At 61.7% G+C, this 26,140-nt stretch carries 19 protein-coding genes and 1 pseudogene; 5 read left to right on the top strand and 15 right to left on the bottom strand.

Features of this window, described 5'->3' with window-relative positions:
• The first annotated feature begins 3 nt into the window (after positions 1–3).
• Complete coding sequence (locus C3F42_RS08795; RefSeq protein ID WP_158659549.1) at positions 4–1,431, top strand: right-handed parallel beta-helix repeat-containing protein; 1,428 nt, start codon at positions 4–6, stop codon at positions 1,429–1,431.
• Between the two features lie 52 nt (positions 1,432–1,483).
• Here C3F42_RS08795 and C3F42_RS08800 read toward each other — a convergent pair whose 3' ends face one another.
• The 11 genes and pseudogenes from C3F42_RS08800 to mtnA all read right to left on the bottom strand — a co-directional run bounded on the left by C3F42_RS08800 (position 1,484) and on the right by mtnA (position 16,432).
• Positions 1,484–2,461, bottom strand: coding sequence for a glycosyltransferase family 2 protein (locus C3F42_RS08800; RefSeq protein ID WP_201754966.1), 978 nt, complete (start codon positions 2,459–2,461; stop codon positions 1,484–1,486).
• Between the two features lie 526 nt (positions 2,462–2,987).
• A complete protein-coding gene (locus C3F42_RS08805) occupies positions 2,988–3,230 on the bottom strand; it encodes a lipopolysaccharide assembly protein LapA domain-containing protein (protein ID WP_094010726.1) in 243 nt (80 codons plus the stop codon).
• Positions 3,231–3,265: 35 nt separating this feature from the next.
• On the bottom strand, positions 3,266–3,544 hold the full coding sequence (gene ihfB, locus C3F42_RS08810; RefSeq protein WP_094010727.1) for an integration host factor subunit beta: 279 nt from the start codon (positions 3,542–3,544) through the stop codon (positions 3,266–3,268).
• Positions 3,545–3,860: 316 nt separating this feature from the next.
• Positions 3,861–5,078 (bottom strand): annotated as a pseudogene (locus C3F42_RS08815) (IS3 family transposase).
• Positions 5,079–5,188: 110 nt separating this feature from the next.
• Positions 5,189–6,865: a 30S ribosomal protein S1 gene (gene rpsA, locus C3F42_RS08820; RefSeq protein WP_023630827.1), complete on the bottom strand. Its 1,677-nt coding sequence runs from the start codon at positions 6,863–6,865 to the stop codon at positions 5,189–5,191.
• A 123-nt stretch (positions 6,866–6,988) separates the two neighbouring features.
• Positions 6,989–7,675 (bottom strand): (d)CMP kinase, encoded by a 687-nt coding sequence (cmk, locus tag C3F42_RS08825; protein WP_023630826.1) that lies wholly within the window; start codon positions 7,673–7,675, stop codon positions 6,989–6,991.
• Positions 7,672–9,912 carry a bifunctional prephenate dehydrogenase/3-phosphoshikimate 1-carboxyvinyltransferase gene (locus C3F42_RS08830; protein ID WP_094010728.1) on the bottom strand — a complete coding sequence of 747 codons (2,241 nt, stop codon included), beginning with the start codon at positions 9,910–9,912 and terminating at the stop codon, positions 7,672–7,674. The genes cmk and C3F42_RS08830 overlap by 4 nt, the downstream gene beginning before the upstream one ends.
• Positions 9,913–10,007: 95 nt before the next feature.
• The gene (gene pheA, locus C3F42_RS08835) at positions 10,008–11,102 is read right to left on the bottom strand and encodes a prephenate dehydratase (protein WP_094010729.1); all 1,095 of its coding nucleotides are present in this window, start codon (positions 11,100–11,102) and stop codon (positions 10,008–10,010) included.
• Positions 11,102–12,187: a 3-phosphoserine/phosphohydroxythreonine transaminase gene (gene serC / locus C3F42_RS08840; RefSeq protein ID WP_094010761.1), complete on the bottom strand. Its 1,086-nt coding sequence runs from the start codon at positions 12,185–12,187 to the stop codon at positions 11,102–11,104. The genes pheA and serC overlap by 1 nt, the downstream gene beginning before the upstream one ends.
• Before the next feature lie 157 nt (positions 12,188–12,344).
• Complete coding sequence (gene gyrA, locus C3F42_RS08845; protein WP_104444280.1) at positions 12,345–15,107, bottom strand: DNA gyrase subunit A; 2,763 nt, start codon at positions 15,105–15,107, stop codon at positions 12,345–12,347.
• 248 nt (positions 15,108–15,355) lie between these two features.
• Complete coding sequence (gene mtnA / locus C3F42_RS08850; protein WP_038705632.1) at positions 15,356–16,432, bottom strand: S-methyl-5-thioribose-1-phosphate isomerase; 1,077 nt, start codon at positions 16,430–16,432, stop codon at positions 15,356–15,358.
• A 111-nt stretch (positions 16,433–16,543) separates the two neighbouring features.
• Between mtnA and C3F42_RS08855 the strand changes: the two genes are divergently transcribed.
• The 4 genes from C3F42_RS08855 (at position 16,544) to C3F42_RS08870 (ending at position 20,162) form a co-directional block, all read left to right on the top strand.
• A complete protein-coding gene (locus C3F42_RS08855; protein ID WP_104444281.1) occupies positions 16,544–17,869 on the top strand; it encodes a TRZ/ATZ family hydrolase in 1,326 nt (441 codons plus the stop codon).
• A gap of 64 nt (positions 17,870–17,933) precedes the next feature.
• The gene (ubiG, locus tag C3F42_RS08860) at positions 17,934–18,632 is read left to right on the top strand and encodes a bifunctional 2-polyprenyl-6-hydroxyphenol methylase/3-demethylubiquinol 3-O-methyltransferase UbiG (RefSeq protein WP_023630595.1); all 699 of its coding nucleotides are present in this window, start codon (positions 17,934–17,936) and stop codon (positions 18,630–18,632) included.
• Between the two features lie 2 nt (positions 18,633–18,634).
• Complete coding sequence (gene mupP, locus C3F42_RS08865) at positions 18,635–19,306, top strand: N-acetylmuramic acid 6-phosphate phosphatase MupP (RefSeq protein WP_023630596.1); 672 nt, start codon at positions 18,635–18,637, stop codon at positions 19,304–19,306.
• A 115-nt stretch (positions 19,307–19,421) separates the two neighbouring features.
• Entirely contained in the window at positions 19,422–20,162 is a 741-nt protein-coding gene (locus C3F42_RS08870) for a YciK family oxidoreductase (protein ID WP_023630597.1), read from the top strand.
• Between the two features lie 79 nt (positions 20,163–20,241).
• Here C3F42_RS08870 and C3F42_RS08875 read toward each other — a convergent pair whose 3' ends face one another.
• The 4 genes from C3F42_RS08875 to C3F42_RS08890 form a co-directional block, all read right to left on the bottom strand.
• A complete protein-coding gene (locus C3F42_RS08875; RefSeq protein WP_104444282.1) occupies positions 20,242–21,027 on the bottom strand; it encodes a TenA family transcriptional regulator in 786 nt (261 codons plus the stop codon).
• Between the two features lie 38 nt (positions 21,028–21,065).
• Positions 21,066–23,522 (bottom strand): EAL domain-containing protein, encoded by a 2,457-nt coding sequence (locus C3F42_RS08880; protein WP_038705630.1) that lies wholly within the window; start codon positions 23,520–23,522, stop codon positions 21,066–21,068.
• 159 nt (positions 23,523–23,681) lie between these two features.
• Complete coding sequence (locus tag C3F42_RS08885) at positions 23,682–25,514, bottom strand: ABC transporter ATP-binding protein (RefSeq protein ID WP_104444283.1); 1,833 nt, start codon at positions 25,512–25,514, stop codon at positions 23,682–23,684.
• Positions 25,507–26,139, bottom strand: coding sequence for a DsbA family protein (locus C3F42_RS08890; protein ID WP_104444284.1), 633 nt, complete (start codon positions 26,137–26,139; stop codon positions 25,507–25,509). The genes C3F42_RS08885 and C3F42_RS08890 overlap by 8 nt, the downstream gene beginning before the upstream one ends.
• Between the last annotated feature and the right edge of the window lies 1 nt (position 26,140).

A 26,140-nucleotide genomic window follows, 5' to 3' on the forward strand; every position in this document is an offset into this window, starting at 1 on the left:
CAGGTGTTGCACTCAGTTTTTGCCGCCGCCCACATCACCGTCAGAAATGGCTCGATCAACGGCTTCACTTACGGTATCTATGTTTCCGCTCTGGTCGACAGCCTGCAGTCGTCGGGCGATCTGAACAGTGGCAGACACCGAATCGAACAGATGAGGGTCCGCGGAAGCACCTTCAGAGGCATTCGCGTAGAAGGGAACAACTCGGTTGTTGCAGACAACCAGGTTGCCGACATTGGCGGCACCACGCTCATCCCCAATGCCTACAGCATCGGTATCGAAGCCTACGGACCGAATATAAAGATCCGGAATAACATAGTCGAGGAAGTCAGGGGCAGCGGTACCAGGGATATTGGCGAAGGGGTCGGCATCTCCCTCACCCACTTCAACGAGGACAGCATTATCGAAGGCAATGCCATCTACAATCGTGAAGCGGAACTGGAGCCCGGCCTCCAGGCCTGGGAGACGCGCTCACGCTCAACCTACGGAATCTGGGTTGGCGGAGACGGGGTGGACGGAATCGTTGTAAAAAACAATTTCGTGATGAACTACAGGATCGGCATCACCTTCAAGCGCAGTGAAGCAGGTGCTTTCGCCAATAATCACGTGACTCATGCGTTCATCCCGTACTACCTCCCTGCCAACGAAAAATTCGAGCGCGTCCAGGACCTTGGGGGAAACACATCCGACCAATCGCGCAGTACCTTGCTCTTCGGTCGTGCCACCCCGGGCCAGATCGAATTAGTCGAGCCACCGAAATCTACCTACCTGGCACCTCTGCATCGCTTGTCGAAACCGTACTTCCTCGCTGTGGCCAACCCCAGCAAAAATGATGATCGAATCGAAGCCAGGGGTCTGGCCAACATGGTCGACTACTGGCATCCAGACTTCGAGACCGGCACAGCTGAAGGCGTCCGGGTGGACCTTTCCCAAGGGAAAGCCAGCGGCTGCTGCGGTAACGATGAGCTGATCGGGATTCAAGGGGCACAAGGAACTCCCTACGATGACATTCTGATCGGCAATGACCAGGACAACTTGCTCGCGGGCGGGGAAGGAAATGACGTCCTGAAAGGAAAAGACGGCAATGACTATCTGTTCGGCGACGCCGGCAACGACCAGCTATTTGGTGATGCAGGCAATGATGTGTTGGATGGAGGAGCAGGTGATGATGATCTCTGGGGCGGCCCTGGCAGCGATATATTCGTATTCTGGGCGCAAACCGAGGTCGGAAATGACACGATTCACGACTTCGCGGGCATCAATAGCGACAAGGACAAGCTCGATATTGCCGGACGCTTCTTCAACTTCGAAGAAGTGATGAGCGTAACCCGGCAAGCAGGTAGGGATACCGTCATTCAGCTGAATGACAATGAGTCCATCACCTTGAAGAACTACAAGATGAAGGACCTCGCGACCGAAGACTTCATGTTCTGACAATACGAGAGGGATTAGGCAGGATGCCTTACCCCTTCGTTCCCGCCGTCATTCAGACCCGCCCCAACAGAGCTGCCAAGAACAAACCGGCATTACCAATGAAAGTCTGCCTGTAGACACCCGACTGCTTGAGTTTCAATAAACGAAAAAAAACCGAAGCACGTCGCGCCTCGGCAAATTGCCTAAGAATACTCTGATTTTCTGGAGTAAAGTTGTGACTGACAAGTTTCATAGCTTCGATATTCAAATCCATCCAGGACTTAAAGCGTCCCTTCAGCAACTGTCGTACCCGTTTCAGGTTGGGTAAAACCCCTGAATTGGAACCAACACAATTCTGCCCATGCTGCCGATACAGCACAGAAGGTTCTGAATCATATAATACCACGCCACCGCAGCCGGTAACTATCATATAGGCCCACCAGTCATGGGAAACGATCGTTGCGTTATTACCAGCTTCGCGCAGCAACTTCATCAATGCGTCGTTAAACACCATGGTATTTCCACCGGCAATATTTTGAACGAGTGCATTTCTGAAGCAGGCAGACCGTGAGTAAACGGGAGAGAAGCCTAGATGTTTTCCATCCTGGTCCACCAACTCGGTCCTTGCACAGTACAGTGCGGGCACACCTTCTGGGACTGAAGACAACCTGGTAACGGCCCGGGCGAGCTTCTCCGGGTGCCAGATATCATCCTGATCGCACCAGGCATAGTAGTCAGCCTTTATATCATCTCGACAACTAATCGACAGAAAATTCTGTGCAAAGCCTTGGCCCGGACCAGCGAAGCGATCAACGCGGCGGGAGCGAAATTCGTCGCCATATTTATCGAGCAACTCTTGCGTAGAATCTTTAGAACCGTCATCGGAAACATATACTCGGAAATTTCCATGACTCTGCGAGAAAATTGAGTCCAGCTGCTCCTTCAGGTAGCGTTCACCGTTATAACTGCATAAAAGCACTGCAACGCTACCTGCTTGCTGCTGATTGCTATTAACAAATTTCACGGTTGTAATTTTCGAATAGCTGTTCAAGATAGGTTGTCCTCCTCATTCGCCACCTCACACGTCAAAAATGCGAGACAAACCAGCTATTGTATATACTAAAATTCCATTTTAGCATTTCTTTTAAATTTCGCAGAGACTCAATGGCAATTAAAATCAAGGCAATATAGTGGCACTTATCCATGTCGAATTTGAGAAAGCCTCTTATTCAACTGTATTCGAAAATAATCCCATAAATCCTTTTCGCCATTAGAGAGCGCGCCTCATCTACCGGATCATCGGGTGGACGCACCCGCCTACTAACTTCTGACCCTAGCACACTCAATAAGTGCCTGCGTCGGCGAGACGATGCACCTTTAGCAGGATGGAAGGGCACGGGATACGGCAACGAGGGCCGCCTACGTGCCTCAATGATGCCTTCACAGTCCTGCCGGGATTCGAACTAAGATGATGCACCAAAAATGATCGTGACGACGGTAAGGAGATCAACCACCCGGTGCAGGGAGCTTCGATCAACCGGGTTCGGCAAGGGCAGTCGATGGGGCCAGCAAGTCGCTCAGCGGAGAGAGTCTCGACCGGGTGCCCTATTGCGCAGCCTGACGATTGCGCTCAACACCGGCCCAACCAGCAGACCCACGAACAACGCTATTAAAATCAGCAGAGCAACGGGAACCGAGGGCGAGGTCCAACCGAACAGAATCAAGGATACCGCTTGCTGGTTCTCCAGGAAGAAGAACAATACCAGCACTATGAGGGCTAGGATGAAGAAGGCCAATAAGGCGCGCCGTAGACTTCGCATTGCGTTTTCTCTATCGATTAGTGCTGGACATGGTCTTATTCGTTGACCCTGTCCCGCAACTCCTTACCGGGCTTGAAATGAGGAACGAACTTGCCGTCCAGGCTGACCGACTGACCGGTCTTGGGATTGCGGCCTACACGGGGCGCGCGATAGTGCAGGGAAAAGCTGCCAAAGCCACGGATCTCGATACGATCCCCGGTCGCCAGGCACTGCGACATCTGCTCAAGCATGGTCTTGATGGCCAGCTCGACGTCCTTGGACGAGAGCAGCCCCTGATGGGTGACAATACGTTCGATCAGCTCCGACTTCGTCATATTTTTCCCTTCGTTATCAAGCAGCTAGATCATTGCTTAATCAGTTTGTAGCACGCTCCGGCGGATTTGAACAGGGTGGTTCTTGACTAAACAAAAAAATTCAAGATAAGGCGCAGCACGGGCTATCCCCCCACACGAACGCGAGCGCACTGCGACGCAACTTTACAGGCGAGTGGTAAAGCCTACGGCCCACACATCGCCCACGAGCACAGAAATATCTACAAACCCTGTAGGAACAAGCTATTTTGGCTCCTCCAGGCAAATCACTGTCTAGTCCTGAAATAGGTTTACACCCGTTCAGGTAGGCCGACAGGCCTCAAAACGCCCGATGCACCGCATCGGGCGTTTTGTTTTTCAGGGCCATATGGGGCCGTTCTGTGTTGTAGATCTGCACTGCCTCATCAACCATCTTCCTCGCCTGCTCACGATCTTCAGGGCTCCTCGACAGCAGCTCCGTCTTGAGGATTCCGTTGATTCGCTCGGCCAGCGCGTTCTGGTAGCAGTCATACCCATCGGTCATGGAGCACTGAACGCCGTGCCGTTGATGCAGTGACTGGTATAGCGCCGAGCAGTATTGGATGTCTCGATCCGAATGGTGGACTAATGGCTGGCGATGACGTCGCTTCCGTAATGCCTGCTTGAAAGCTTGCGCCACCGACTCGGCATGCAGGCTTTCATGGACGTGGTGGCCAACGATTTTCCTAGCGTACGCATCCGTTACCAGGCTCAGATACAGCGGGCCGTTACGTGCGGGCAGATAAGTAATGTCGGCCACCCAGACGTGCTCTGGCCTTGTCGGTACGACTTGGCTTGGACCGGGCTTAAGTAAGCTGGGATGACGGTAAAAGCGATGAAAGCTCTGTGTTGTCTTGTGATACGCCCGCTTAGACAGTACTAGCAAGCGGCGCTCACCCAAGACCTGGAAAAGCCTGTCTCGGCCCACCTGGACTCGTCTGTCAGGTTGGCAATGCAGCAAATAGTGCAGCTGCGTGTCCCCAGACGAGACTGACGCATCCGGATTTGCTGTACGAACTCAATCACTCGATCCGTCTGGCGCTTTTTGTCATCAGCGGCCTGGTTGCGCTTGTAGTAAGCCTGTCGACTGATGCCTAGAAACTGACAAGCCCTGGCAATGCTCAGTCCTGCAACTTGACCTTGCGTGAGGACTTGCCGGATCGCTTCTTTACGACCGATACACCGTATTCATTTTTTAGAACATCAACGACCGTCTCAAAGAACTGAGCCTTCTGGCTCATCAGCTCAAGCTGCTGCTCAAGTTCTTTGATTCGCTGCTCTGGAGTGAGCGTTTTGGGGTCAGACATCGCGCAGCTCCTCTCGTCGCGGATCGAGGCCCCTGGCTCCAATCCTGCCGACCGTGCTTAAGCAACCATACCAGAACCGTAGATTTTCCTTGGATGCCGTACCGCTCCCGGGCCTGGGTGCAGGTCAGCTCGCCTTTTTCGATCTGATCGACTACTGCCAATTTAGAAGACAGCGAGTAATCACGCTGTGTGCGCTTTACACCTTGATCCATCTGACTCTCCGGAAATTCGGGATGGGAGGTGTAAACCTTATTCAGGACGGGACACACAGGCACAAAAAAGGGCGACCCGAGGGTCGCCCTTTTTACCGATCAAACAGAACTCAGTTCTGCTTGGCCATAGCTTCGCGCAGCAGCGCGGCCATGGTGGTGTCGGCAGCCGCTTCCGGAGCGTTTTTCAGGCTCTGGATGGCTTCGCGCTCTTCAGCATCGTCCTTCGACTTGATGGACAGGCTGATGACGCGGGACTTGCGGTCGACGCTGATGATCTTGGCTTCGATCTCTTCGCCTTCCTTCAGCACGTTACGAGCGTCTTCAACGCGGTCACGGCTGATTTCGGAAGCTTTCAGAGTAGCTTCGATGTCGTCGGCCAGGGTCACGATAGCGCCCTTGGCATCAACTTCCTTGACGATACCTTTGACGATAGCGCCCTTGTCGTTGATCGAAACGAAGTTGGAGAACGGATCGTCTTCCAGCTGCTTGATGCCCAGGGAGATGCGCTCGCGCTCTGGGTCAACCGACAGGATGACGGTTTCCAGCTCGTCGCCCTTCTTGAAGCGACGCACGGCTTCTTCGCCGGCTTCGTTCCAGGAGATGTCGGACAGGTGAACCAGACCGTCGATGCCGCCGTCCAGGCCGATGAAGATACCGAAGTCGGTGATCGACTTGATGGTACCGGTGATCTTGTCACCCTTGTTGAACTGGCCGGAGAAGTCTTCCCATGGGTTGGACTTGCACTGCTTGATGCCCAGGGAGATACGACGACGCTCTTCGTCGATGTCCAGAACCATGACTTCCACTTCGTCGCCAACCTGAACGACTTTCGACGGGTGGATGTTCTTGTTGGTCCAGTCCATTTCGGAAACGTGTACCAGACCTTCAACGCCTTCTTCCAGCTCAGCGAAGCAGCCGTAGTCGGTCAGGTTGGTAACGCGAGCAGTCACGCGGGTGCTCTCTGGGTAACGGGCTTTGATAGCAACCCATGGGTCTTCGCCCAGTTGCTTCAGGCCCAGCGAAACGCGGTTGCGCTCACGATCGTACTTCAGGACCTTGACGTCGATCTCGTCACCAACGTTGACGATCTCGGACGGGTGCTTGATACGCTTCCAGGCCATGTCGGTGATGTGCAGCAGACCATCGACGCCGCCCAGGTCAACGAACGCACCGTAGTCGGTGAGGTTCTTGACGATACCTTTGACCTGCTGGCCTTCCTGCAGCGATTCCAGCAGAGCTTCGCGCTCGGCGCTGTTTTCGGCCTCCAGGACGCTGCGACGGGAAACGACAACGTTGTTGCGCTTCTGGTCCAGCTTGATGACCTTGAATTCCAGCTCTTTGCCTTCGAGGTGGGTGGTGTCGCGCACTGGGCGGACATCAACCAGGGAGCCCGGCAGGAACGCACGGATGCCGTTAACGTCGACAGTGAAGCCGCCTTTAACCTTACCGTTGATAACGCCCTTGACCACTTCTTCGGCAGCGAAAGCAGCTTCCAGAACAATCCAGCACTCGGCGCGCTTGGCTTTTTCACGGGACAGCTTGGTTTCGCCGAAGCCGTCTTCGACCGCGTCCAGCGCAACGTGAACTTCGTCACCGACCTTGATGGTCAGTTCGCCGGTTTCGTTGTAGAACTGCTCGAGCGGGATGACACCCTCGGACTTCAGGCCAGCGTGTACGGTAACCCAGTCGCCGTCGATGTCGACAACGATACCGGTGATGATTGCACCCGGCTGAAGATTGAGGGTTTTCAGGCTTTCTTCAAAGAGTTCTGCAAAGCTTTCGCTCATTTTAATTCCTGTAGATTCGGGCGAAAAAGACGCCCATAGCCACATTCCAGACAATGTGGGTTTCGTTAAGTTAAGGAGCGCTGGCAGGACGTTGACTGGTGCCCCTGCCGGCCCTCCTCTCCATCAGGCCAGGTCGCGCAGGGCGAGCTCGCTTCTGATGCGTTGCAGCACCTGCTCGATGGACAACTCCGTGGAATCCAGCTGGATTGCATCGGCCGCCGGCTTGAGCGGGGCCACTGCACGCTGGGTGTCGCGCTCATCACGCGCACGGATCTCATCTAGCAGACTCGACAGACTAACATCTTCGCCCTTGCCCTTCAACTGCAGGTAACGGCGACGGGCACGCTCCTCGGCACTGGCGGTAAGGAACACCTTCAACGGCGCGTCCGGGAATACCACAGTGCCCATGTCGCGACCGTCGGCAATCAGCCCGGGGGCTTCACGGAAAGCACGCTGGCGCTGCAGCAGCGCCTCGCGCACCGCCGGCAGCGAGGCGACCATCGAGGCCCCGGCACCGACTGTCTCGGTGCGAATGGCATTGCTGACATCCTCACCCTCGAGAATGATCTGCTGCAGCTTGCCCGGCTCCGCCGCAACGAACTGCACGTCCAGATGCGCGGCCAGCGCCTTGAGCAGCTCTTCGTTGGTCAGGTCGACGCCATGGTTAGTGGCGTTGAACGCCAGCAGGCGGTACAGGGCACCGGAATCGAGCAGGCGCCAGCCCAGCTCGCGGGCCAGCAGGCCCGCCACGGTACCCTTGCCCGAGCCGCTCGGCCCGTCGATGGTGATGACCGGTGCTTGCAAATTCACGACTTGCCCTCTTCGGCGACGCGGATGCCGACTTCCTTGCACAGCGCCAGGAAGTTGGGGAACGACGTGGCGACGTTGGCGCAGTCATGGATCACGATCGGCGCGCTGGCGCGCAGCGAGGCGATGCTGAAGGCCATGGCGATGCGATGGTCGCCGTGGCCGTGCACTTCGCCGCCGCCGATCTGGCCGCCATCGATGATGATGCCGTCCGGGGTCGGCTCACACTTCACGCCCAGGGCGATCAGGCCGTCAGCCATCACCTGGATGCGGTCCGACTCCTTGACCCGCAGCTCTTCGGCGCCACGCAGCACGGTACGCCCTTCGGCGCAGGCGGCAGCGACGAACAGCACCGGGAACTCGTCGATGGCCAGCGGCACCAGCTCTTGCGGGATGTCGATGCCCTTGAGCTTGGCGCCACGCACGCGCAGGTCGGCCACCGGCTCGCCGCCGACTTCACGCTGGTTTTCCAAGGTGATGTCGCCGCCCATCAGGCGCAGGATGTCGATAACGCCGGTGCGGGTCGGGTTGATGCCAACGTGCTCCAGGACCAGTTCGGAACCCTCGGCGATGGACGCCGCCACCAGAAAGAACGCCGAGGAGGAAATATCCGCCGGCACTTCGATGCGGGTGGCCTTGAGTTTGCCACCGGACTGCAGGGAGGCCACTGGACCGTTCGACTCGACCGCGTAGCCGAAGCCGCGCAGCATGCGCTCGGTGTGGTCACGGGTAGGCGCAGGCTCGGTGACGGTGGTGGTGCCTTCGGCGTACAGGCCGGCCAGCAGCAGGCAGGACTTGACCTGGGCACTGGCCATCGGCAGCGTGTAGTTCAGCGCCTTGAGCTTGTGCCCACCGCGGATGGTCAACGGCGGACGACCTTCAGGGCCGGTCTCGACCACAGCACCCATTTCACGCAGCGGATTGGCCACGCGATTCATCGGGCGCTTGGACAGCGAGGCGTCGCCGGTCATGGTGGTGTCGAACGACTGCGCTGCCAGCAGGCCGGACAGCAGGCGCATCGAGGTGCCGGAGTTACCCACGTACAGCGGGCCGGGCGGCGGCTTCAGGCCATGCAGGCCAACACCGTGAATGGTCACGCGACCATGGTGCGGCCCTTCGATGACCACGCCCATGTCGCGGAAGGCCTGCAAGGTCGCCAGGGCGTCTTCACCCTCGAGGAAACCTTCGACCTCGGTCGTGCCCTCGGCCAGCGAGCCGAGCATGATCGAGCGGTGGGAAATCGATTTGTCGCCAGGTACGCGGATCCGTCCGGACACGCGGCCACCCGGTTGGGCCAGGAAAATCAGATCGTTGGCGTTCATAGCGTCCACATAGGCCCGACGGGCAAGGATTTTACTGAAATGCTCGCGGGCAACCCGGGCGCGGGTGAACACGCCCAGCAGTTGGTGCCCGTCCCCAGCATCGACCGCGTCGCGCAGAGCGTCGAGGTCGCTGCGAAATGTATCGAGAGTGCGCAGGACCGCCTCGCGGTTGGCGAGGAAGATGTCATGCCACATGATTGGGTCGCTGCCGGCGATTCTCGTGAAATCGCGGAAGCCTCCCGCAGCGTACCGGAAGATCTCCAGGTTTTCATTGCGCTTGGCCAGCGAGTCGACCAGGCCGAAGGCCAGCAGGTGCGGCAGGTGGCTGGTGGCGGCCAGCACTTCGTCATGGCGCTCCACCGACATGTGCTCGACATCGGCATCCAGCGCTCGCCAGAGGCGATCAACCAGGGCGAGCGCGCCCGGCTCGGTTTCCGCCAGCGGAGTGAGGATCACCTTGTGCCGACGGAACAACGCCGCATTGGAGGCCTCCACCCCACTCTGCTCGGACCCGGCGATCGGGTGCCCCGGCACGAATCGCGGCAGGCGCTCGGCAAACGCCTCGCGCGCGGCACGCACCACATTGCCCTTGGCACTGCCCACGTCGGTGATCACCGCATTACCCAGGTCGAGCTGGGCCAGGCGAGCCAGGACTTTCTCCATCGCCAGGATCGGCACAGCCAACTGGATGACGTCGGCGCCAACACAAGCGGCCGCAAGGTCTGCCTCGCAGCGATCGACCACGCCCAGCGCCACGGCTTGTTTGCGCGACTCGGCGTCGAGGTCGACGCCGACCACTTCGCGGCACAGGCCACTTTCGCGCAGGCCCTTGGCGAAGGAGCCTCCGATCAGACCGAGGCCGACCACGACCAGGCGACCGACAACCGGTGCGGATTTGTTTGTTACAGCATCAACCACGAGTGCAAACCCTGTTCAGAAATCAAGACAGCCTGTAAGTCCATCGCGGGACAAGCCCACTCCCACGAGACCCGCGATGAACCTTGAAACATACGTCAGAGCACCGCTTTCGGATAAGAGCCCAACACCTTCAGCGCCACAGCCTCCTGGCTGATCTGCTCCAGCACCGCCTTGATCAGCGGATCACGGTGATGGCCGACAAAGTCGATGAAGAACACGTAGGTCCACTTGCCGCTGCGCGACGGACGGGTCTCGATGCGCGTCAGGTCGATGCCGTTTTCGTGGAACGGCACCAGCAGCTCATGCAGAGCACCCGGTTTGTTGCTCATGGAGACGATGATCGAAGTCTTGTCATCGCCGGTCGGCGGCACTTCCTGGTTACCGATCATGAGGAAACGCGTGGAGTTGTCCGGGCGGTCCTCGATCTTTTCGGCCAGACGGGTCAAACCATACAAGTTGGCCGCCATGTCACCGGCAATCGCCGCCGAGTTCCACTCGCCCTTGACCCGCTTGGCCGCCTCGGCGTTGCTCGACACAGCCACGCGCTCGACGTTCGGGTAGTGGGCGTCCAGCCACTTGCGGCACTGGGCCAGCGACTGGGCGTGGGAGTAGATGCGGGTGATGCTGTCGGTCTTGGTGTTCTCGCCCACCAGCAGGTGATGGTGGATACGCAGCTCGACCTCGCCGCAGATCACCATGTCATGCTCGAGGAAGCTGTCCAGCGTGTGGCTGACGGCGCCCTCGGTGGAGTTCTCCACCGGCACCACGCCAAAATTGACCGCACCGGCCGCCACCTCGCGGAACACCTCGTCGATGGCCGCCATCGGGCGGCTCACCACAGCATGACCGAAGTGCTTCATGGCCGCCGCCTGGGTGAAGGTCCCCTCAGGACCGAGGTAGGCCACTTTCAGCGGCTCTTCGAGCGCCAGGCAGGAAGACATGATCTCGCGGAACAGCCGCGCCATCTCTTCGTTATCCAGCGGTCCCTGGTTACGCTGCATGACGCGCTTGAGTACCGCGGCCTCGCGCTCGGGACGGTAGAACACCGGTGCCTCGCCTTCCGGCAACGATGCAGTCTTGACCTTGGCCACTTCCTGGGCGCAACGGGCGCGTTCGCTGATCAGCTCGAGGATCTTCTCGTCGAGGCTGTCGATGCGCACGCGCAGGGCCTTGAGCTCCTGATCGGACATCAGCCGTGCTCCTTCTCGAATTCACCCATGTACTGCACCAGCGCCTCGACAGCCTCCAGGCCCAGGGCGTTGTAGATCGAGGCACGCATGCCACCGACCGAACGATGACCCTTGAGGTTGAGCAGGCCACGGGCATCGGCACCGGCCAGGAAGGCCTTGTCCAGACGTTCGTCGGCCAGACGGAACGGCACGTTCATCCACGAGCGGGCGTTGACGCTGATCGGGTTGGTGTAGAACTCGCTGGCATCGATGAAGCCGTAAAGGCGCTCTTTCTTGGCGCGGTTGCGCTGCTCCATTGCCTCGACGCCGCCCTGCTCCTTGAGCCACTCGAACACCAGGCCCGAGAGGTACCAGGAATAGGTGGCCGGAGTGTTGTACATCGAGCCGTTGTCGGCCGACACCTTGTAGTCGAGCATGGTTGGGCAGCTGCTGCGAGCGCGACCCAGCAGGTCTTCGCGCACGATCACCACCACCAGGCCGCTCGGGCCGATGTTCTTCTGCGCGCCGGCATAAATCAGGCCGTACTGCGACACGTCGATCGGGCGCGACAGGATGTCCGAGGACATGTCGACCACCAGCGGGACGTCACCGGTTTCGGGCACCCAGTCGAACTGCAGGCCACCAATGGTCTCGTTGGACGCATAGTGAACATACGCGGCGTTGCGGGTCAGCTGCCACTCGTTCTGGCCCGGGATGGCCAGGTAGTCGTAGGGCTTGGCGCTGGCAGCAACGTTGACAGTGCCGAAGCGGCGCGCTTCCTCGATGGCCTTCTTCGACCAGATACCGGTCTCGACGTAGTCGGCGGTGCCGTTTTCTGGCAGCAGGTTCAACGGAATCTCGGCGAACTGCTGGCTGGCGCCGCCCTGCAGGAACAGCACCTTGTAGTTGGAGGGGACGGACAGCAGGTCGCGCAGGTCCTGCTCGGCCTTTTCGGCGATGGCCACATAGTCGTCGCTGCGATGGCTCATTTCCATCACCGACAGACCCTTGCCGCGCCAGTCCAGCATCTCGGCCTGGGCGCGCTGCAGCACGGCATCAGGAAGCGCGGCAGGGCCTGCGCAGAAGTTAAAGGCTCGTTTGCTCACATCCACTCTCGCTCTGCCAAATAGAACAAAATCGTAATTCGCTGCCGACCAGTCAAGACTGCGTCGCCGGCACCGGGGCTGCCTTGCAGCGCCAATGCCCCACCTTCATCAGTCAAACGGGGCGACCTTGGTCGCCCCGCTCGGGTTGTTGCATCGATTATTCCTGAGGCGCCTCTTCGGTGCCGGCATCGTCGTCGCCCACCGCATCGAGCGGGGCGCCCTCCTCGTCCGTCTCGATCAGTTCATCGAGCTCTTCCTCGGAGGGTTCCTGGACGCGCTCAAGCCCCACCAGCGTCTCGTCGGTGGCCAGCTTGATCAGCGTGACACCCTGGGTGTTACGGCCCAGGCTGGACACCTCGCCGACCCGGGTACGCACCAGCGTGCCCTGGTCGGAGATCAGCATGATTTCCTCGCCTTCCTGCACCTGGATAGCGCCGATCAGCAGGCCATTGCGCCCCTTGGTACCCATGGCGATCACGCCCTGGCCGCCACGGCCGCGACGCGGGAACTTGGACAGCGGGGTGCGCTTGCCAAAACCACGCTCGGAAGCGGTGAGGATCTGCGCGCCGGACTCCGGAATCAGCATGGAAATGATCTGCTGCCCCTTGCCCAGCTTCATGCCGCGCACGCCACGGGCGGTACGGCCCATCTCGCGCACCACGCTCTCGGCGAAGCGGATCACCTTGCCGGCGTCGGAGAACATCATGACTTCCTTGGCGCCATCGGTAATGGCGGCGGCGATCAGGGTGTCACCTTCCTTGAGCTTCAGGGCAATCAGGCCATTGGAACGCGGACGGGCGAACTGCACCAGCGGAGTCTTCTTGACGGTACCGGCAGCAGTGGCCATGAAGATGTAGGCGCCGGTCGCTTCGGCGACCCACTCAGGAGTGTCGCCGTCTTCCTCGTCGATCTCCTCGGCCTCCACCAGCTCGCCTTCGATCACGCTGTCGTCGCTGTCTTCCAGTTCTTCCTCTGGATCTGCGTGCTGCTGCAGCGCCTCCAGGTCGATCTGCAGCATGGCGGTGATGCGCTCACCCTCCTCCAGCGGCAGCAGGTTGACCAGTGGGCGGCCGCGGGCGGCGCGGGAGGCCTCGGGAATCTCGTAGGTCTTCTTCCAGTACACCTTGCCCTTGCTGGAGAACAGCAACAGGGTGGCATGGCTGTTGGCGACCAGCAGGTGCTCGATGTAGTCCTCGTCCTTGACGCCTGTGGCCGACTTGCCCTTGCCACCACGGCGCTGGGCCTGGTACGCGGACAATGGCTGGGTCTTGGCGTAGCCACCGTGGGAGATGGTCACCACACGCTCTTCTTCCGGGATCATGTCACCGTAGTTGAGGTCGTGGCTGGCATTGAGGATTTCGGTGCGACGGGCATCGCCGTACTCGGCGCGGATCGCTTCAAGCTCCTCGCGGATCACTTCCATCAGGCGCTCGGCGCTGCTGAGGATGCGAATCAGCTCGCCGATCTGCTCGAGGATCTCCTGGTACTCGGCCAGCAGCTTCTCGTGCTCCAGGCCGGTCAGGCGGTGCAGGCGCAGCTCCAGGATCGCCTGGGCCTGTTCCGGCGACAGATAGTACTTGCCTTCGCGCAGGCCGTATTGCTCCGGCAGGTCTTCCGGACGGCACGACTCGGCACCGGCACGCTCGACCATGACCTGCACCGCGCTGGACTCCCAGGCCGTGCTGATCAGTGCTTCCTTGGCTTCGGACGGCGTCGGCGAGGCCTTGATCAGGGCAATGACCGGGTCGATGTTGGACAGCGCGACCGCCTGGCCTTCAAGGATATGGCCACGCTCGCGGGCCTTGCGCAGCTCGAACACGGTGCGGCGGGTGACCACCTCGCGACGGTGGCGAACGAACGCCTCGAGCAGGTCCTTGAGGTTCAGCAGGCGCGGGCGACCGTCGATCAGGGCAACGATGTTGATGCCGAACACGCTCTGCAGCTGGGTCTGCTGGTAGAGGTTGTTGAGCACCACCTCCGGCACCTCGCCGCGGCGCAGCTCGATGACGATACGCATGCCGTCCTTGTCGGACTCGTCGCGCAGCTCGGTGATGCCTTCGATCTTCTTCTCTTTGACCAGCTCGGCGATCTTTTCGATCAGGCGCGCCTTGTTCAGCTGGTACGGCAGCTCGGTGACCACGATCTGCTGGCGGCCGCCGACCTTGTCGATGTCCTCGATCTCGGAGCGGGCACGCATATAGATGCGGCCACGGCCGGTGCGATAGGCCTCGATGATGCCCTGGCGACCATTGATCAGGCCCGCTGTCGGGAAGTCCGGCCCCGGGATGAACTGCATCAGTTCATCGACCGTGATGTCGGAGTTGTCGATCAGCGCCAGGCAGCCGTCGATCACTTCGCCGAGGTTGTGCGGCGGAATGTTCGTCGCCATGCCCACGGCGATACCGCTGGAACCGTTGACCAGCAGGTTGGGGATCCTGGTCGGCATGACCGCCGGGATCTGCTCGGTACCATCGTAGTTCGGCACCCAGTCGACAGTTTCTTTGTGCAGGTCGGCCAGCAGCTCATGGGCCAGCTTGGACATGCGCACTTCGGTGTATCGCATGGCCGCGGCGTTGTCGCCGTCCACCGAACCGAAGTTGCCCTGGCCATCGACCAGCAAATAGCGCAGCGAGAATGGCTGGGCCATGCGCACAATGGTGTCGTACACGGCGATGTCGCCGTGCGGGTGGTACTTACCGATCACGTCACCGACCACACGGGCGGATTTCTTGTACGGCTTGTTCCAGTCGTTGCCCAGTTCGCTCATCGCATACAGAACGCGGCGATGCACGGGCTTCAAGCCGTCACGCGCATCGGGCAGCGCTCGCCCGACAATAACGCTCATCGCGTAGTCGAGGTAAGACTGTCTCAGTTCGTCTTCGATATTGACCGGGAGGATTTCTTTGGCCAGTTCGCCCATGAGAAGCCTGATTCCTTTTTCTGGTGAAACTTCGCCTGATCCCTCGAAGGACGAACGAAGCTCGCCGCCGCAGCGCAATTGGGGTGCGACGACTTACGACAAATCAATGAGTTGTGCCATGGATCTGCGCAATGAAGACCGCGGTAAAGAGCGGCCTTGGAAACTGCCGGATGGTATCACAAACGCTGCGCGCATGGGAGATATGGCAGGTTGCCGTACAGTACCATCCGCACGGATGGAAAAACGCCTCAATGGAGGCGTTTGCGGCACATCAACTGGGCAATTTTTGCGGTATCCGGGCGCTCGACCACGCCCTTCTCGGTGACGATCACGTCGATGAGGTCGGCCGGCGTGACATCGACCACCGGGTTATAGGCTTCGACATCAGCGGTTACCTGGATCCCAGACACCTCCAACAGCTCTTCCTCGCCGCGCGTCTCCAGCGGGATATCGTCCCCGGTGGGCAGGTTCAGATCGATGCTGGTGCTAGGCGCCACCACCATGAAGCGCAGCCCGTGGTGCATGGCCGCCACCGCCATCTGGTAGGTGCCGATCTTCGCCGCCACATCGCCATTGGCGGCAATGCAGTCGGCGCCGACCACCACCCAGGTGATGCCCTTGATCTTCATCAGGTGCCCCGCCGCCGCGTCAGCGACCACAGTCACCGGCACACCGTCGGCGGCCAGCTCCCAGGCGGTCAGGCGCGAACCCTGCAGCCACGGCCGCGACTCGCAGGCATAGACCTGCTCGACCATGCCCTCCAGGGTGGCGGCGCGGATCACCCCCAGGGCAGTGCCGAAGCCTCCAGTGGCCAACGCCCCGGCGTTGCCATGGGTAAGCAGGGCCTGCTCGCTGCCCTGGTGCCTGCGGATCTGCTCGACACCGAACTGGGCCATGGTCAGGTTGGCCTCGCGATCACTCTGGTGAATCGCCACCGCCTCGGCCTCCATCACCTTCAGCACGTCCTCATCCGGGCGCATGCGCTGCAGACGCTCACGCATGCGGTTGAGCGCCCAGAACAGGTTGGCCGGAGTAGGCCGCGCCTCGCCGAGCATCATGAAGTCTTCTTCGAGGCTCTCTTCCCAGCTCTCGCCTTCCGCCAGGCGATGGCGCAGCGCGAGCACCAGGCCGTAGGCGGCGCAGATGCCGATCGCCGGAGCGCCACGCACGGCCATGTCGCTGATCGCCTCAGCCACCTCGGCCGCCTCGGTACAGGCCAGCCAGCACTGCTCAAGCGGCAGCAGGCGCTGGTCGAGCAGGTGCAGCACGCCGTCGCGCCACTCGATGCCCGTTACCGTCTCCGCCGCCATCAGTTGCTCGCGCATCGCCTCTCCCCGTCGCCCTGGCATCAAAAGCCGGCGATTATAGCGAGCCTGCGTCGCGGACGCTCGGGTATACTGCGCGTTTAGCCGAACCGATCCAGGTATATATCGCGCATGCCCATCGCCACTCCCCTCCTCGACCTGCTGCTTGTGCCGGACTGGCTGGTCCCCGTCGAGCCGGCCGGTGTCGTGCTGGAGGGCCATGCGCTGGGCATCCGCGACGGTCAGATCGCCTGGCTCGGCCCACGCGAGCGGGCGCCACAAGCGCGGGAAGTGCGAACGCTGCCCGACTGCCTGCTGACGCCCGGGCTGATCAACGCCCACGGCCACGCTGCCATGACCCTGTTCCGCGGCTTGGCCGACGACCTGCCACTGATGACCTGGCTGCAGGAACACATCTGGCCCGCCGAGGGTCGCTGGGTGACCGAGGCCTTCGTAGCCGACGGCACCGACCTGGCCATTGCCGAACAGCTCAAGGGCGGCATCACCTGCTTCGCCGACATGTATTTCTATCCACGCGAGGCCTGCGACCGTGTGCACCGCAGCGGCATCCGCGCGCAGATCGCCGTGCCGCTGCTGGATTTCCCCATCCCCGGCGCACGCACCCCGGACGAGGCCCTGCACCTGGCCATCGAACTGTTCGGCGAGCTGCGCCACCACCCGCGCATCACCATTGCCCTGGGCCCGCACGCCCCCTACACGGTGAGCGACGAGAACCTGGAGAAGATCCGGGTAATCGCCGATCAGCTGGACGCACCGCTGCACATGCACATCCACGAGACCGCCAGCGAAGTCGAGCAAGCGCTCAAGGACAACGGCGAGCGGCCACTGGCGCGCCTTGCGCGCCTGGGCCTGCTGGGCCCGAACCTGCAAGCGGTGCACATGACCCAGATCAGCGACGAAGACCTGGCGCTGCTGGTAGAAAGCAACACCAGTGTGGTCCACTGCCCCGAATCCAACCTCAAGCTGGCCAGCGGTTTCTGCCCGGTGGAGCGCCTGTGGCAGGCCGGGGTGAACGTGGCCGTCGGCACCGATGGCGCCGCCAGCAACAATGACCTCGACCTGCTCGGTGAAACCCGCACCGCCGCGCTGCTGGCCAAGGCCGTCGCTGGCTCGGCCACCGCTCTGGACGCACACAGGGCGCTGCGCATGGCCACGCTCAATGGCGCCCGTGCCCTAGACCTGGAAGCGATCACCGGCTCGCTCGAGGTGGGCAAGGCCGCCGACCTGACCGTCTTCGACCTGTCGGGGCTGGCGCAGCAACCGGTGCACGACCCGGTCTCGCAACTGATCTACGCCACCGGGCGCGACTGCGTGAAGGATGTCTGGGTCGCCGGACAGCAACTGGTCGAGGACCGCCGCCTGAGCCAAATGGACGAAGCCGCGCTGGCCGCCAACGCCCGCGCTTGGGGAGCCCGCATCGGTGGGCGCAACGAATGAATGGCCGGCAGTTGCGGCTGCCGCCCCGCGACACTATTTATCGAAGATTCAGAGGACTGTTCCCATGAGCAACGTCGACCACGCCGAAATCGCCAAGTTCGAAGCCCTGGCCCACCGCTGGTGGGACCGCGAGAGCGAGTTCAAGCCGCTGCACGACATCAACCCGCTGCGGGTCAACTGGATTGACGAGCGTGTCGGCCTGGCCGGCAAGAAGGTGCTGGACGTCGGCTGCGGCGGCGGCATCCTCAGCGAGGCAATGGCCCAGCGTGGCGCCACCGTCACCGGCATCGACATGGGCGAGGCACCGCTGGCGGTGGCCCAGTTGCACCAGCTGGAGTCGGGCGTTGCGGTGGAGTACCGGCAGATCACCGCCGAAGCCCTGGCCGAAGAGATGCCTGGCCAGTTCGACGTGGTCACCTGCCTGGAAATGCTCGAGCATGTGCCCGACCCTTCCTCGGTGATCCGTGCCTGCTACCGCATGGTCAAGCCCGGCGGCCAAGTGTTCTTCTCGACCATCAACCGCAACCCCAAGGCCTACCTGCTGGCCATTATCGGCGCAGAATACGTGCTGAAGATGCTGCCGCGCGGCACCCACGACTTCAAGAAGTTCATCCGCCCTTCCGAGCTGGGCGCCTGGAGCCGTGCCGCAGGCCTCGAGGTCAAGGACATCATCGGCCTGACCTACAACCCGCTGACCAAGCACTACAAGCTGTGCAACGACGTCGACGTCAACTACATGATCCAGACCCTGCGCGAGGAATGAGCATGCGCCTGCGAGCAGTACTCTTCGACATGGACGGCACCCTGCTGGACACGGCGCCGGACTTCATTGCCATCTGCCAGGCGATGCTCGCCGATCGCGGCTTGCCGGCCATTGACGACGCGCGTATCCGCGAGGTGATCTCCGGCGGCGCCCGCGCCATGGTCGCAGCAACCTTCGCCATGGACCCCGATACCGACGGCTTCGAGCCCCTGCGCCTGGAGTTCCTCGAGCGCTACCAGCGCGACTGCGCGGTGCACAGCAAGCTGTTCGACGGCATGCCGGAGCTGCTGGCCGACATCGAGAAAGGCAACCTGCTGTGGGGCGTGGTCACCAATAAACCGGTGCGCTTCGCCGAGCCGATCATGCAGCGACTCGGGCTGGCCGAGCGTTCGGCGCTGCTGATCTGCCCGGATCATGTGAAGAACAGCAAGCCCGACCCCGAGCCACTGATCCTGGCATGCAAGACGCTCGATCTGGATCCGGCCAGCGTTCTGTTCGTCGGCGACGACCTGCGTGATATCGAGTCCGGCCGTGATGCCGGCACCCGCACTGCGGCGGTGCGCTATGGCTATATACATCCAGAGGACAACCCCAACAACTGGGGTGCCGACGTGGTGGTGGACCACCCGCTGGAGCTGCGCAAGGTGATCGACAGCGCGCTGTGCGGCTGCTGATTTCAAGTCGCAAGCGTCAAGCTTCAAGCTTCAGGAAAGAGCAGCCCCAACACTGATCCGCTCTCTCATGTCGCTTGCTGCTTACAGCTTGCAGCTCATATCCAAGGACAGACCTATGTTCGACTACACCGCCCGCCCCGACCTGCTCAAGGGCCGAATCATCCTGGTCACCGGCGCCGGCCGCGGCATCGGCGCCGCTGCCGCCAAGGCCTATGCCGCCCTGGGCGCCACGGTGCTGCTGCTGGGCAAGACCGAAGCCAACCTGAACGAGGTCTACGACCAGATCGAAGCCGCGGGCCACCCACAACCGGTGGTAATCCCGTTCAACCTGGAAACCGCCCTGCCCCACCAGTACGACGAACTGGCGGCGATGATCGAAGACCAGTTCGGCCGCCTCGACGGCCTGCTCAACAACGCCTCGATCATTGGCCCGCGCACGCCGCTGGAACAGCTGTCGGGCGACAATTTCATGCGCGTAATGCATATCAACGTCAACGCCACCTTCATGCTGACCAGCACCTTGCTGCCGCTGCTCAAGCTGTCTGAAGACGCCTCGGTGGTGTTCACTTCCAGCAGCGTCGGACGCAAGGGCCGGGCGTACTGGGGCGCCTACGGGGTGTCGAAATTCGCCACCGAAGGATTGATGCAGACCCTGGCGGACGAGCTGGAAGGCGTCGCGCCGGTGCGCTCCAACAGCATCAACCCAGGCGCCACCCGCACGGCAATGCGCGCCCAGGCGTATCCGAGCGAGAACCCGCAGAACAACCCGCTGCCCGAGGACATCATGCCGGTGTACCTGTACCTGATGGGTCCGGACAGCAAGGATGTGAACGGGCAGGCGCTGAACGCGCAGTAATCTTCAGGTAGCCGGGGCCGCCTTGCGGCCCTTTCGCCGCATCGACAAACCGCGGCGAAAGAACCAGCAAACGATGATTTCAGCCCGCCGCCAAGGCCGGGCGCAAACGCCCCTGCTGGCGCCCTTCGAGCTGCATGCAACGCTCCAGGAACAGGAACATGCAGTCGTAGCTCTTGCAGATCGCCCGGCGCAGCTCGGTGCGCAACCCCAGGGTCGGGTTCTCGCCCGCCAGAGTGCAGATGATTTCCAGCGCTTCCCACGGGTGCGCGTCATCATACTGCGCATGCATCTTCAACCATTTCATGGCGCGCTTGCGGCTGTCTTCGGGGAAGCCCTGGGCGTAGGTATCTTCGGCGCAGACCACTGCCGACCATTCGCCGGTGGCACCTTCGATGGCGTAGTTGGTGGCCGCCATCGCGATGGCCAGCGACTCGGTGGCGCATACCCGCCAACACCAGTCGTTCAAGCCATTGAGCTCGGGCGGCACTTCCTGAGACTGCAATTCATGCAAGTGGATGCCATGGGCCTGGCACCAGTGCACCCAGTAGTCGGCATGATTGAGCTCGACGCGGATGTTGCGCATCAGCCAGCGGCGCGCCATGTCCTCCCCGGGGTGCCGGGCGTAACGGGTCTTGGTGAGGTTGTGGGCCATGTAGAGGGAGAACTGCTCGACCACCGGCCAGCCACCGATCAGGTACTGGCGGATGGTCGACTGCTTGAGCCGGCCATCGCGCAGGCGCTGGTAGAACTCATGCTCCACCACCCGACGCTTGCTTTCGCGGCAATCGTCGATCAGTTGTTGGGCCCACTGTGGATAACTGGCCGGATCCATCAATGGTCCGATCCTTACGAACGCGTCGATCACTGTCAGCTCCTTGATTCCCTGTGATTTCCGGGCGTTGTTCAGCGAAAGGTCCCCGGCGCCCGGTGCAGAAGGGGCCTCGCGGCAATCCGTTGGCGCTGCAGGCTGTCGCAGGTGAACACCTGCGGACGTTCGATGAGATACCCCTGGGCGTAGTCCACGCCGATTTCCTGCAAAGCCTGCTCGATCAGTGGCGTTTCGACGAACTCAGCAATGGTCCGCTTGCCCATGACGTGGCCAATGTGATTGATCACTTCGACCATCGCCCGGTTGATCGGGTCATCAAGCATGTCCTTGACGAAACTTCCGTCGATCTTCAGGAAGTCTACAGGTAAATGCTTCAAATAGGCGAATGACGACATTCCGGCGCAGAAGTCGTCCAGCGAGAATTTGCAGCCCAATCCTTTCAATTCATTGATGAACCGGATTGCACTACCCAAATTGGCGATGGCGCTGGTTTCAGTAATTTCAAAACAGATCAACCGGGGCGGGATGTCGTACTCGCCAAACAGGCGCTGCAGGTACTCGAGGAATTTGTCGTCGCCAATGCTCGAGCCCGAGAGATTGATGGCGCACATGGCCAACGGCCCCTCCCGGCCCTCGTCAAGGCATTGGCGAATCACCTGGAACACGCTGCGTACCACCCAACGATCTAGTGCGGTCATCAGGCCATAGCGCTCGGCTGCGGGAATGAAGCTGTCGGGCAGGATGGTACGCCCGCTTTCATCGTGCAGGCGCAGGAGGATCTCGATATGCCCCAGCCCATCGTGGGGGTGCAGCGGAGCGATTTCCTGGGCGTATAGGCAGAAGCGATTCTCCTCCAGCGCTACGTGCAGGCGCTGGATCCAGGCCATTTCACCAAAGCGCATGGACAGCTCGCTGTCGTCGGCGTGATAGACCTGGACGCGATTGCGCCCTTTCTCCTTGGCCATGTAGCAAGCCATGTCCGCCGCGCGCAACGATGCCTCCAAGGTACTGGGCACCTGGGCGATATGCACCAGGCCGATGCTGACCGTGGTGACGAAGGGCCTACCCTTCCACACGAAATGCAGGCTCTGCACGGCTTGGCGCAATTGCTCGGCAATGCGCTCGGCCTGCTCCGGCGGGCAGTTCTCGAGCAGCACGCCGAATTCGTCCCCCCCCAGGCGCGCCAAGGTGTCACCTTCGCGAAGGCCCGACTGCAACACCGCGCAGATATGGCGCAGTAACTCGTCGCCGGCGGCATGCCCACACGTGTCATTGACCAGCTTGAACTGATCGAGGTCGAGGAACATCAATGAATGCCGGCCGGCCTGGCGCGCCAGGGCATTGAGCGCCTGCTCCAGGCGGTATTCGAACTCGCGGCGGTTGGCCAGACCGGTCAGCGCGTCGTGAGTGGCCTGCCAGGACAGGTTGGCGATGTACTGGCGCTCCTGGGTCATGTCGTGCAGTACCACGACGATGCCGCTGACCTGCCCTTCTGTAAGAATGGGCGAGCCCACCAGGTTGACCGACACCGTACTACCATCCAGGCGCTGGATCAGCCGGGCGTGCTCGGCGCCGCCCTTGAGGCTGCCGCTGAGCACCTGCTCGACCAGCGTCAGGCTGTCGCCTTCGGCATTCTCGTCGAGCAGGCTGAACAGCGCCGCCAGCGGCAGCCCCTGGGCCTGCATCGCCTGCCAGTGCGTCAGCTGTTCGGCAGCCGGGTTCATGTAGCTGATGCAACCATCGACATCGGCGGTGATCACCGCGTCGCCGATCGACTCCAGGGTGATCTGCGCCCGCTCCTTCTCCTCCTGCAACGCACTGGCGAATGCCTGGCGCTGGGCCAGCAGCTTGCTCGAGCGCCGCCAGGCCATGGCGATAAGGAACAGCGCGGTGGCCAGGTTGGTGAGCATCAGCACCTTGAGCAGCATCCGCGAACCTTCACCCAGGGCATCGCTGAATGCCTTGGCGGCGGGCGTCACGCCATCATTGATGGCCACGATCCGCGCCTTCCAGTTGGCTACCTGATGGGCATCGGCCTTGCCGCCGGCAAACCCCTCGCGCATCTGCTGGGCCAGCACGTCGAGCTGGCGCAGGTAGTCGTCACCGATGTCCCAGTAATCGATGGCGGTTTCCATATAGCTGATATGGCGAAAGTTGCGGTAGAACCAGATGATCCGGGCGACATCCTCGGGGTGATTGCCGCCTTGCAGCACGCCCTGGCGCGCCGCCTCCAGGTCCGGCTCGGGCCGATCCAGGGCCAGGCGCAGGTTGTGATCGCCCTGGGGCACCAGGATGGCCCGGCGGTAGCGGGCATAGGTCAGCGGATCGCGATCATCGGCATAGAGGTTGAGGTAGTAGATGGCGTCCTTCTGCGCCTTGGACCACAGGCTCTCGCCCGCCACATAGGCGCGCACGGCGGACAATGCATAAAGACTCAGACTGCCAAGCAGTACCTGGAAAACCACAACGGCAACGAAGGGCCAGATGATGCCCAGCAGCCTTGGCGCTTCGAGAGTCCGATTTCCCTTCATGTAATCCCTGTCATGGCGGCAGATAAGGCACGAATCGACCTAGACAAGCACAGCGTAGGCCATTTGCCATGAAGGAGCGACAAGCTACAAGCGGCAAACGACAAGAAAAAGTGCGCTAACCCCAACTTGCCGCTTGCAGCTCGAACCTTGAGGCTGTTTTCAGGTTTGCTGCAGGTGTCCGTAGAGCTTGGCGTACAGGCCACCTTCGGCGATCAGCTGCTGGTGGTCGCCATCTTCGGCGACATGACCGCCATCGAACACCAGCACCCGGTCCGCCTGCTTCACCGCCGACAGGCGGTGGGCGATGATCAGCGTAGTGCGCCCGCTGAGGAAACGCGCCAGGGCCAGGTGCAGGTTGTATTCGGTGGCCGCGTCCAGCGCGGAGGTGGCCTCGTCGAGGATGACCACCTTGGGTTCGGCCAACACCATTCGGGCGATCGCCAGGCGCTGGCGCTGGCCACCGGACAGGCGCACGCCTGAACGCCCGACGATGCTGTCCAGGCCCTGGGGCAGCGCGGCGATGGTGGCGTCCAACTGGGCGATGCGCAGCGCCTGCCAGCAGGCGTCGTCGCTGCAGTCACGACCCATGGTCAGGTTGGCGCGCACACTGTCGTTGAACAGTGACGGGTGCTGCAGCACCACCGCGACATTTTCGCGCAGGGTCTCCAGGCCGATCTCCTGCAGGCTGGCGCCTGCGAAGCGGATGGTCCCGGCCTGGGCGCTGTACAGCCCAAGCAACAACTGCACCAGGGTACTCTTGCCGCCGCCGCTGGCGCCAACGATGGCGACCTTCTCGCCCGGGGCGATGGTCAGGTTGAGCTGGTCGAGCACCGGCTCGTCGGCATAGGCGAAGCGCAGGTCGCGCACCTCGATACCGACCGTGTCGCGCCCAGCGAACGGGTCGGCGGCCGCCGGATACTGCGGCTCGTCGGCCCGCGCCAGCAGCTCGTTCAAGCGGCTCAGCGCGCCGCCGGCGGCGTAGTAGGCATATTGCAGGTTCAGCAACTGCTCCACCGGCCCGATCATGAACCACAAGTAGCTGAACACCGCCAGCATCTGGCCGATCGACAGGTCGGAGAACAACACCGTGAGCATGGCAGCGGCACGGAAGATATCGATGCCGAACTGGAACAACAGGCCACTGGCGCGGCCACTGGCGTCGCTCTTCCACTGCGAGGCCACCGCGTAGTCACGCACCTCGCGGGCGCGCAGCCCCAGGCGGCCGAGGAAGTAGCCCTGGCGGTTGCCGGCGCGGATCTCCTGGATCGCGTCGAGGGTCTCGGTCAATGCCTGGGTGAAACGTGCGGTGCTGTCGTTCTCGAGCTTCTTCAGGTGCTTGACGCGCTTGCCCAGCTGCACGGTGAAATAGATCACCAGCGGGTTGAACAGCAGGATCAGCAACGCCAGCTGCCAGTGCATCCAGATCAGGATGGCGGCAGTGCCGGTCAGGGTGAGCACGGCCACCAGGAAGCGGCTCAGGGTTTCACCGACGAACTTGTCCAGGGTGTCCAGATCAGTGACCAGGTGGGTGGTCACCGTGCCGCTGCCCAGGCTTTCGTATTCCTTGAGCGAAATGCGCTTGAGTCGCTCGATCAGACGGATGCGCAGGCGGTAGACGATATCCTTGGCCAGGCCGGCGAACAGCTTGGCCTGGACCACGTTGAACGCCAGCGCCGCCAGGCGCAGGCCGAGGGTGGCGCACAGCATCAGCCCAATGTAACCGGCGGCCACCTGCCAGCCTGTGGGCAGAAAATTGTTCATCCACTTCAGCGCTGCGTCGCCATGCCCCAGCAGCACTTCGTCCACCAGCAGCGGCAGCAGCAAGGGAATCGGTACGCTGCACAGGGCGGCGAGCACGGCCACCAGGTTGGCGGTCCACAGGGCTTGCTTGTGGTGCAGGGCCAGGCGGCGGATCTCCGCCCAGCTCAGGCGATCGGGCACAGCGGGGGACTTCCCTGGCACAGGGTCTGGCGACCCTGGCAGGTCAAGCACAGGCGGCCTGCTGCAGCCAGCGGCCGAGCAAGGGTTGCAGGCTGTCCAGCGGCTGGTAGCCATTGGTCAGCAGGGCCAGCTGGCCATTGCGCTCGGCCAGCAGCGTGGGGAAGCCAGCGATGCCCAGGTCCTGCACCCAGGCGAAATCGGCACTGGTGGCGACACGGGTGTCAGGGAGGGTGAAGCGCTGGGAGAACTGCTCGCGGTCGAAGCCGGCCTGCTCGGCCAGCTCCACCAGTTGCGGGGCGCGGGTGACATCCACGCCCTGCTGGTAGAACGATGCCTGGATCAGTTGCAGCAGGCGCCAGGCCTGCTTTTCATCCAGCTCGCGTGCGGCCACCAGGGCGCGGCACGCCGGCTCCGTGTCATAGACGAAACCGTCCGGCATCGCATCGTCGAAACGAAACGGTTGCCCGGTGGCATCATGCACCGCCTGCCAGTGCTCGAGGATGTACTTGCGGGTCGAGGCGTCCAGGGCGCTGCCACCGGTGCGCAGGCCGCCCGGCACCAGGCGGGTCCCTACACCCGCCTCACGGGCCTGGGCGATCAGCGCCTCGGCCACCGGGGCAAAGCCCCAGCACCAGGAGCACATCGGGTCCATCACATAGAGCAGGCGTGCGGACATG

The organism is Pseudomonas sp. PONIH3 (assembly GCF_002934345.1).
Taxonomy (GTDB): domain Bacteria; phylum Pseudomonadota; class Gammaproteobacteria; order Pseudomonadales; family Pseudomonadaceae; genus Aquipseudomonas; species Aquipseudomonas soli.

What these genes read in the sequence shown, in the direction of transcription:
- C3F42_RS08805 (WP_094010726.1), bottom strand. Translation starts at nt 3,230, where the DNA reads ATGCGAAGTCTACGGCGCGCCTTATTGGCCTTCTTCATCCTAGCCCTC.
- ihfB (WP_094010727.1), bottom strand. Translation starts at nt 3,544, where the DNA reads ATGACGAAGTCGGAGCTGATCGAACGTATTGTCACCCATCAGGGGCTG.
- rpsA (WP_023630827.1), bottom strand. Translation starts at nt 6,865, where the DNA reads ATGAGCGAAAGCTTTGCAGAACTCTTTGAAGAAAGCCTGAAAACCCTC.
- pheA (WP_094010729.1), bottom strand. Translation starts at nt 11,102, where the DNA reads ATGTCCGATCAGGAGCTCAAGGCCCTGCGCGTGCGCATCGACAGCCTC.
- gyrA (WP_104444280.1), bottom strand. Translation starts at nt 15,107, where the DNA reads ATGGGCGAACTGGCCAAAGAAATCCTCCCGGTCAATATCGAAGACGAA.
- mtnA (WP_038705632.1), bottom strand. Translation starts at nt 16,432, where the DNA reads ATGCGCGAGCAACTGATGGCGGCGGAGACGGTAACGGGCATCGAGTGG.
- C3F42_RS08855 (WP_104444281.1), top strand. Translation starts at nt 16,544, where the DNA reads ATGCCCATCGCCACTCCCCTCCTCGACCTGCTGCTTGTGCCGGACTGG.
- ubiG (WP_023630595.1), top strand. Translation starts at nt 17,934, where the DNA reads ATGAGCAACGTCGACCACGCCGAAATCGCCAAGTTCGAAGCCCTGGCC.
- mupP (WP_023630596.1), top strand. Translation starts at nt 18,635, where the DNA reads ATGCGCCTGCGAGCAGTACTCTTCGACATGGACGGCACCCTGCTGGAC.
- C3F42_RS08870 (WP_023630597.1), top strand. Translation starts at nt 19,422, where the DNA reads ATGTTCGACTACACCGCCCGCCCCGACCTGCTCAAGGGCCGAATCATC.
- C3F42_RS08880 (WP_038705630.1), bottom strand. Translation starts at nt 23,522, where the DNA reads ATGAAGGGAAATCGGACTCTCGAAGCGCCAAGGCTGCTGGGCATCATC.
- C3F42_RS08890 (WP_104444284.1), bottom strand. Translation starts at nt 26,139, where the DNA reads ATGTCCGCACGCCTGCTCTATGTGATGGACCCGATGTGCTCCTGGTGC.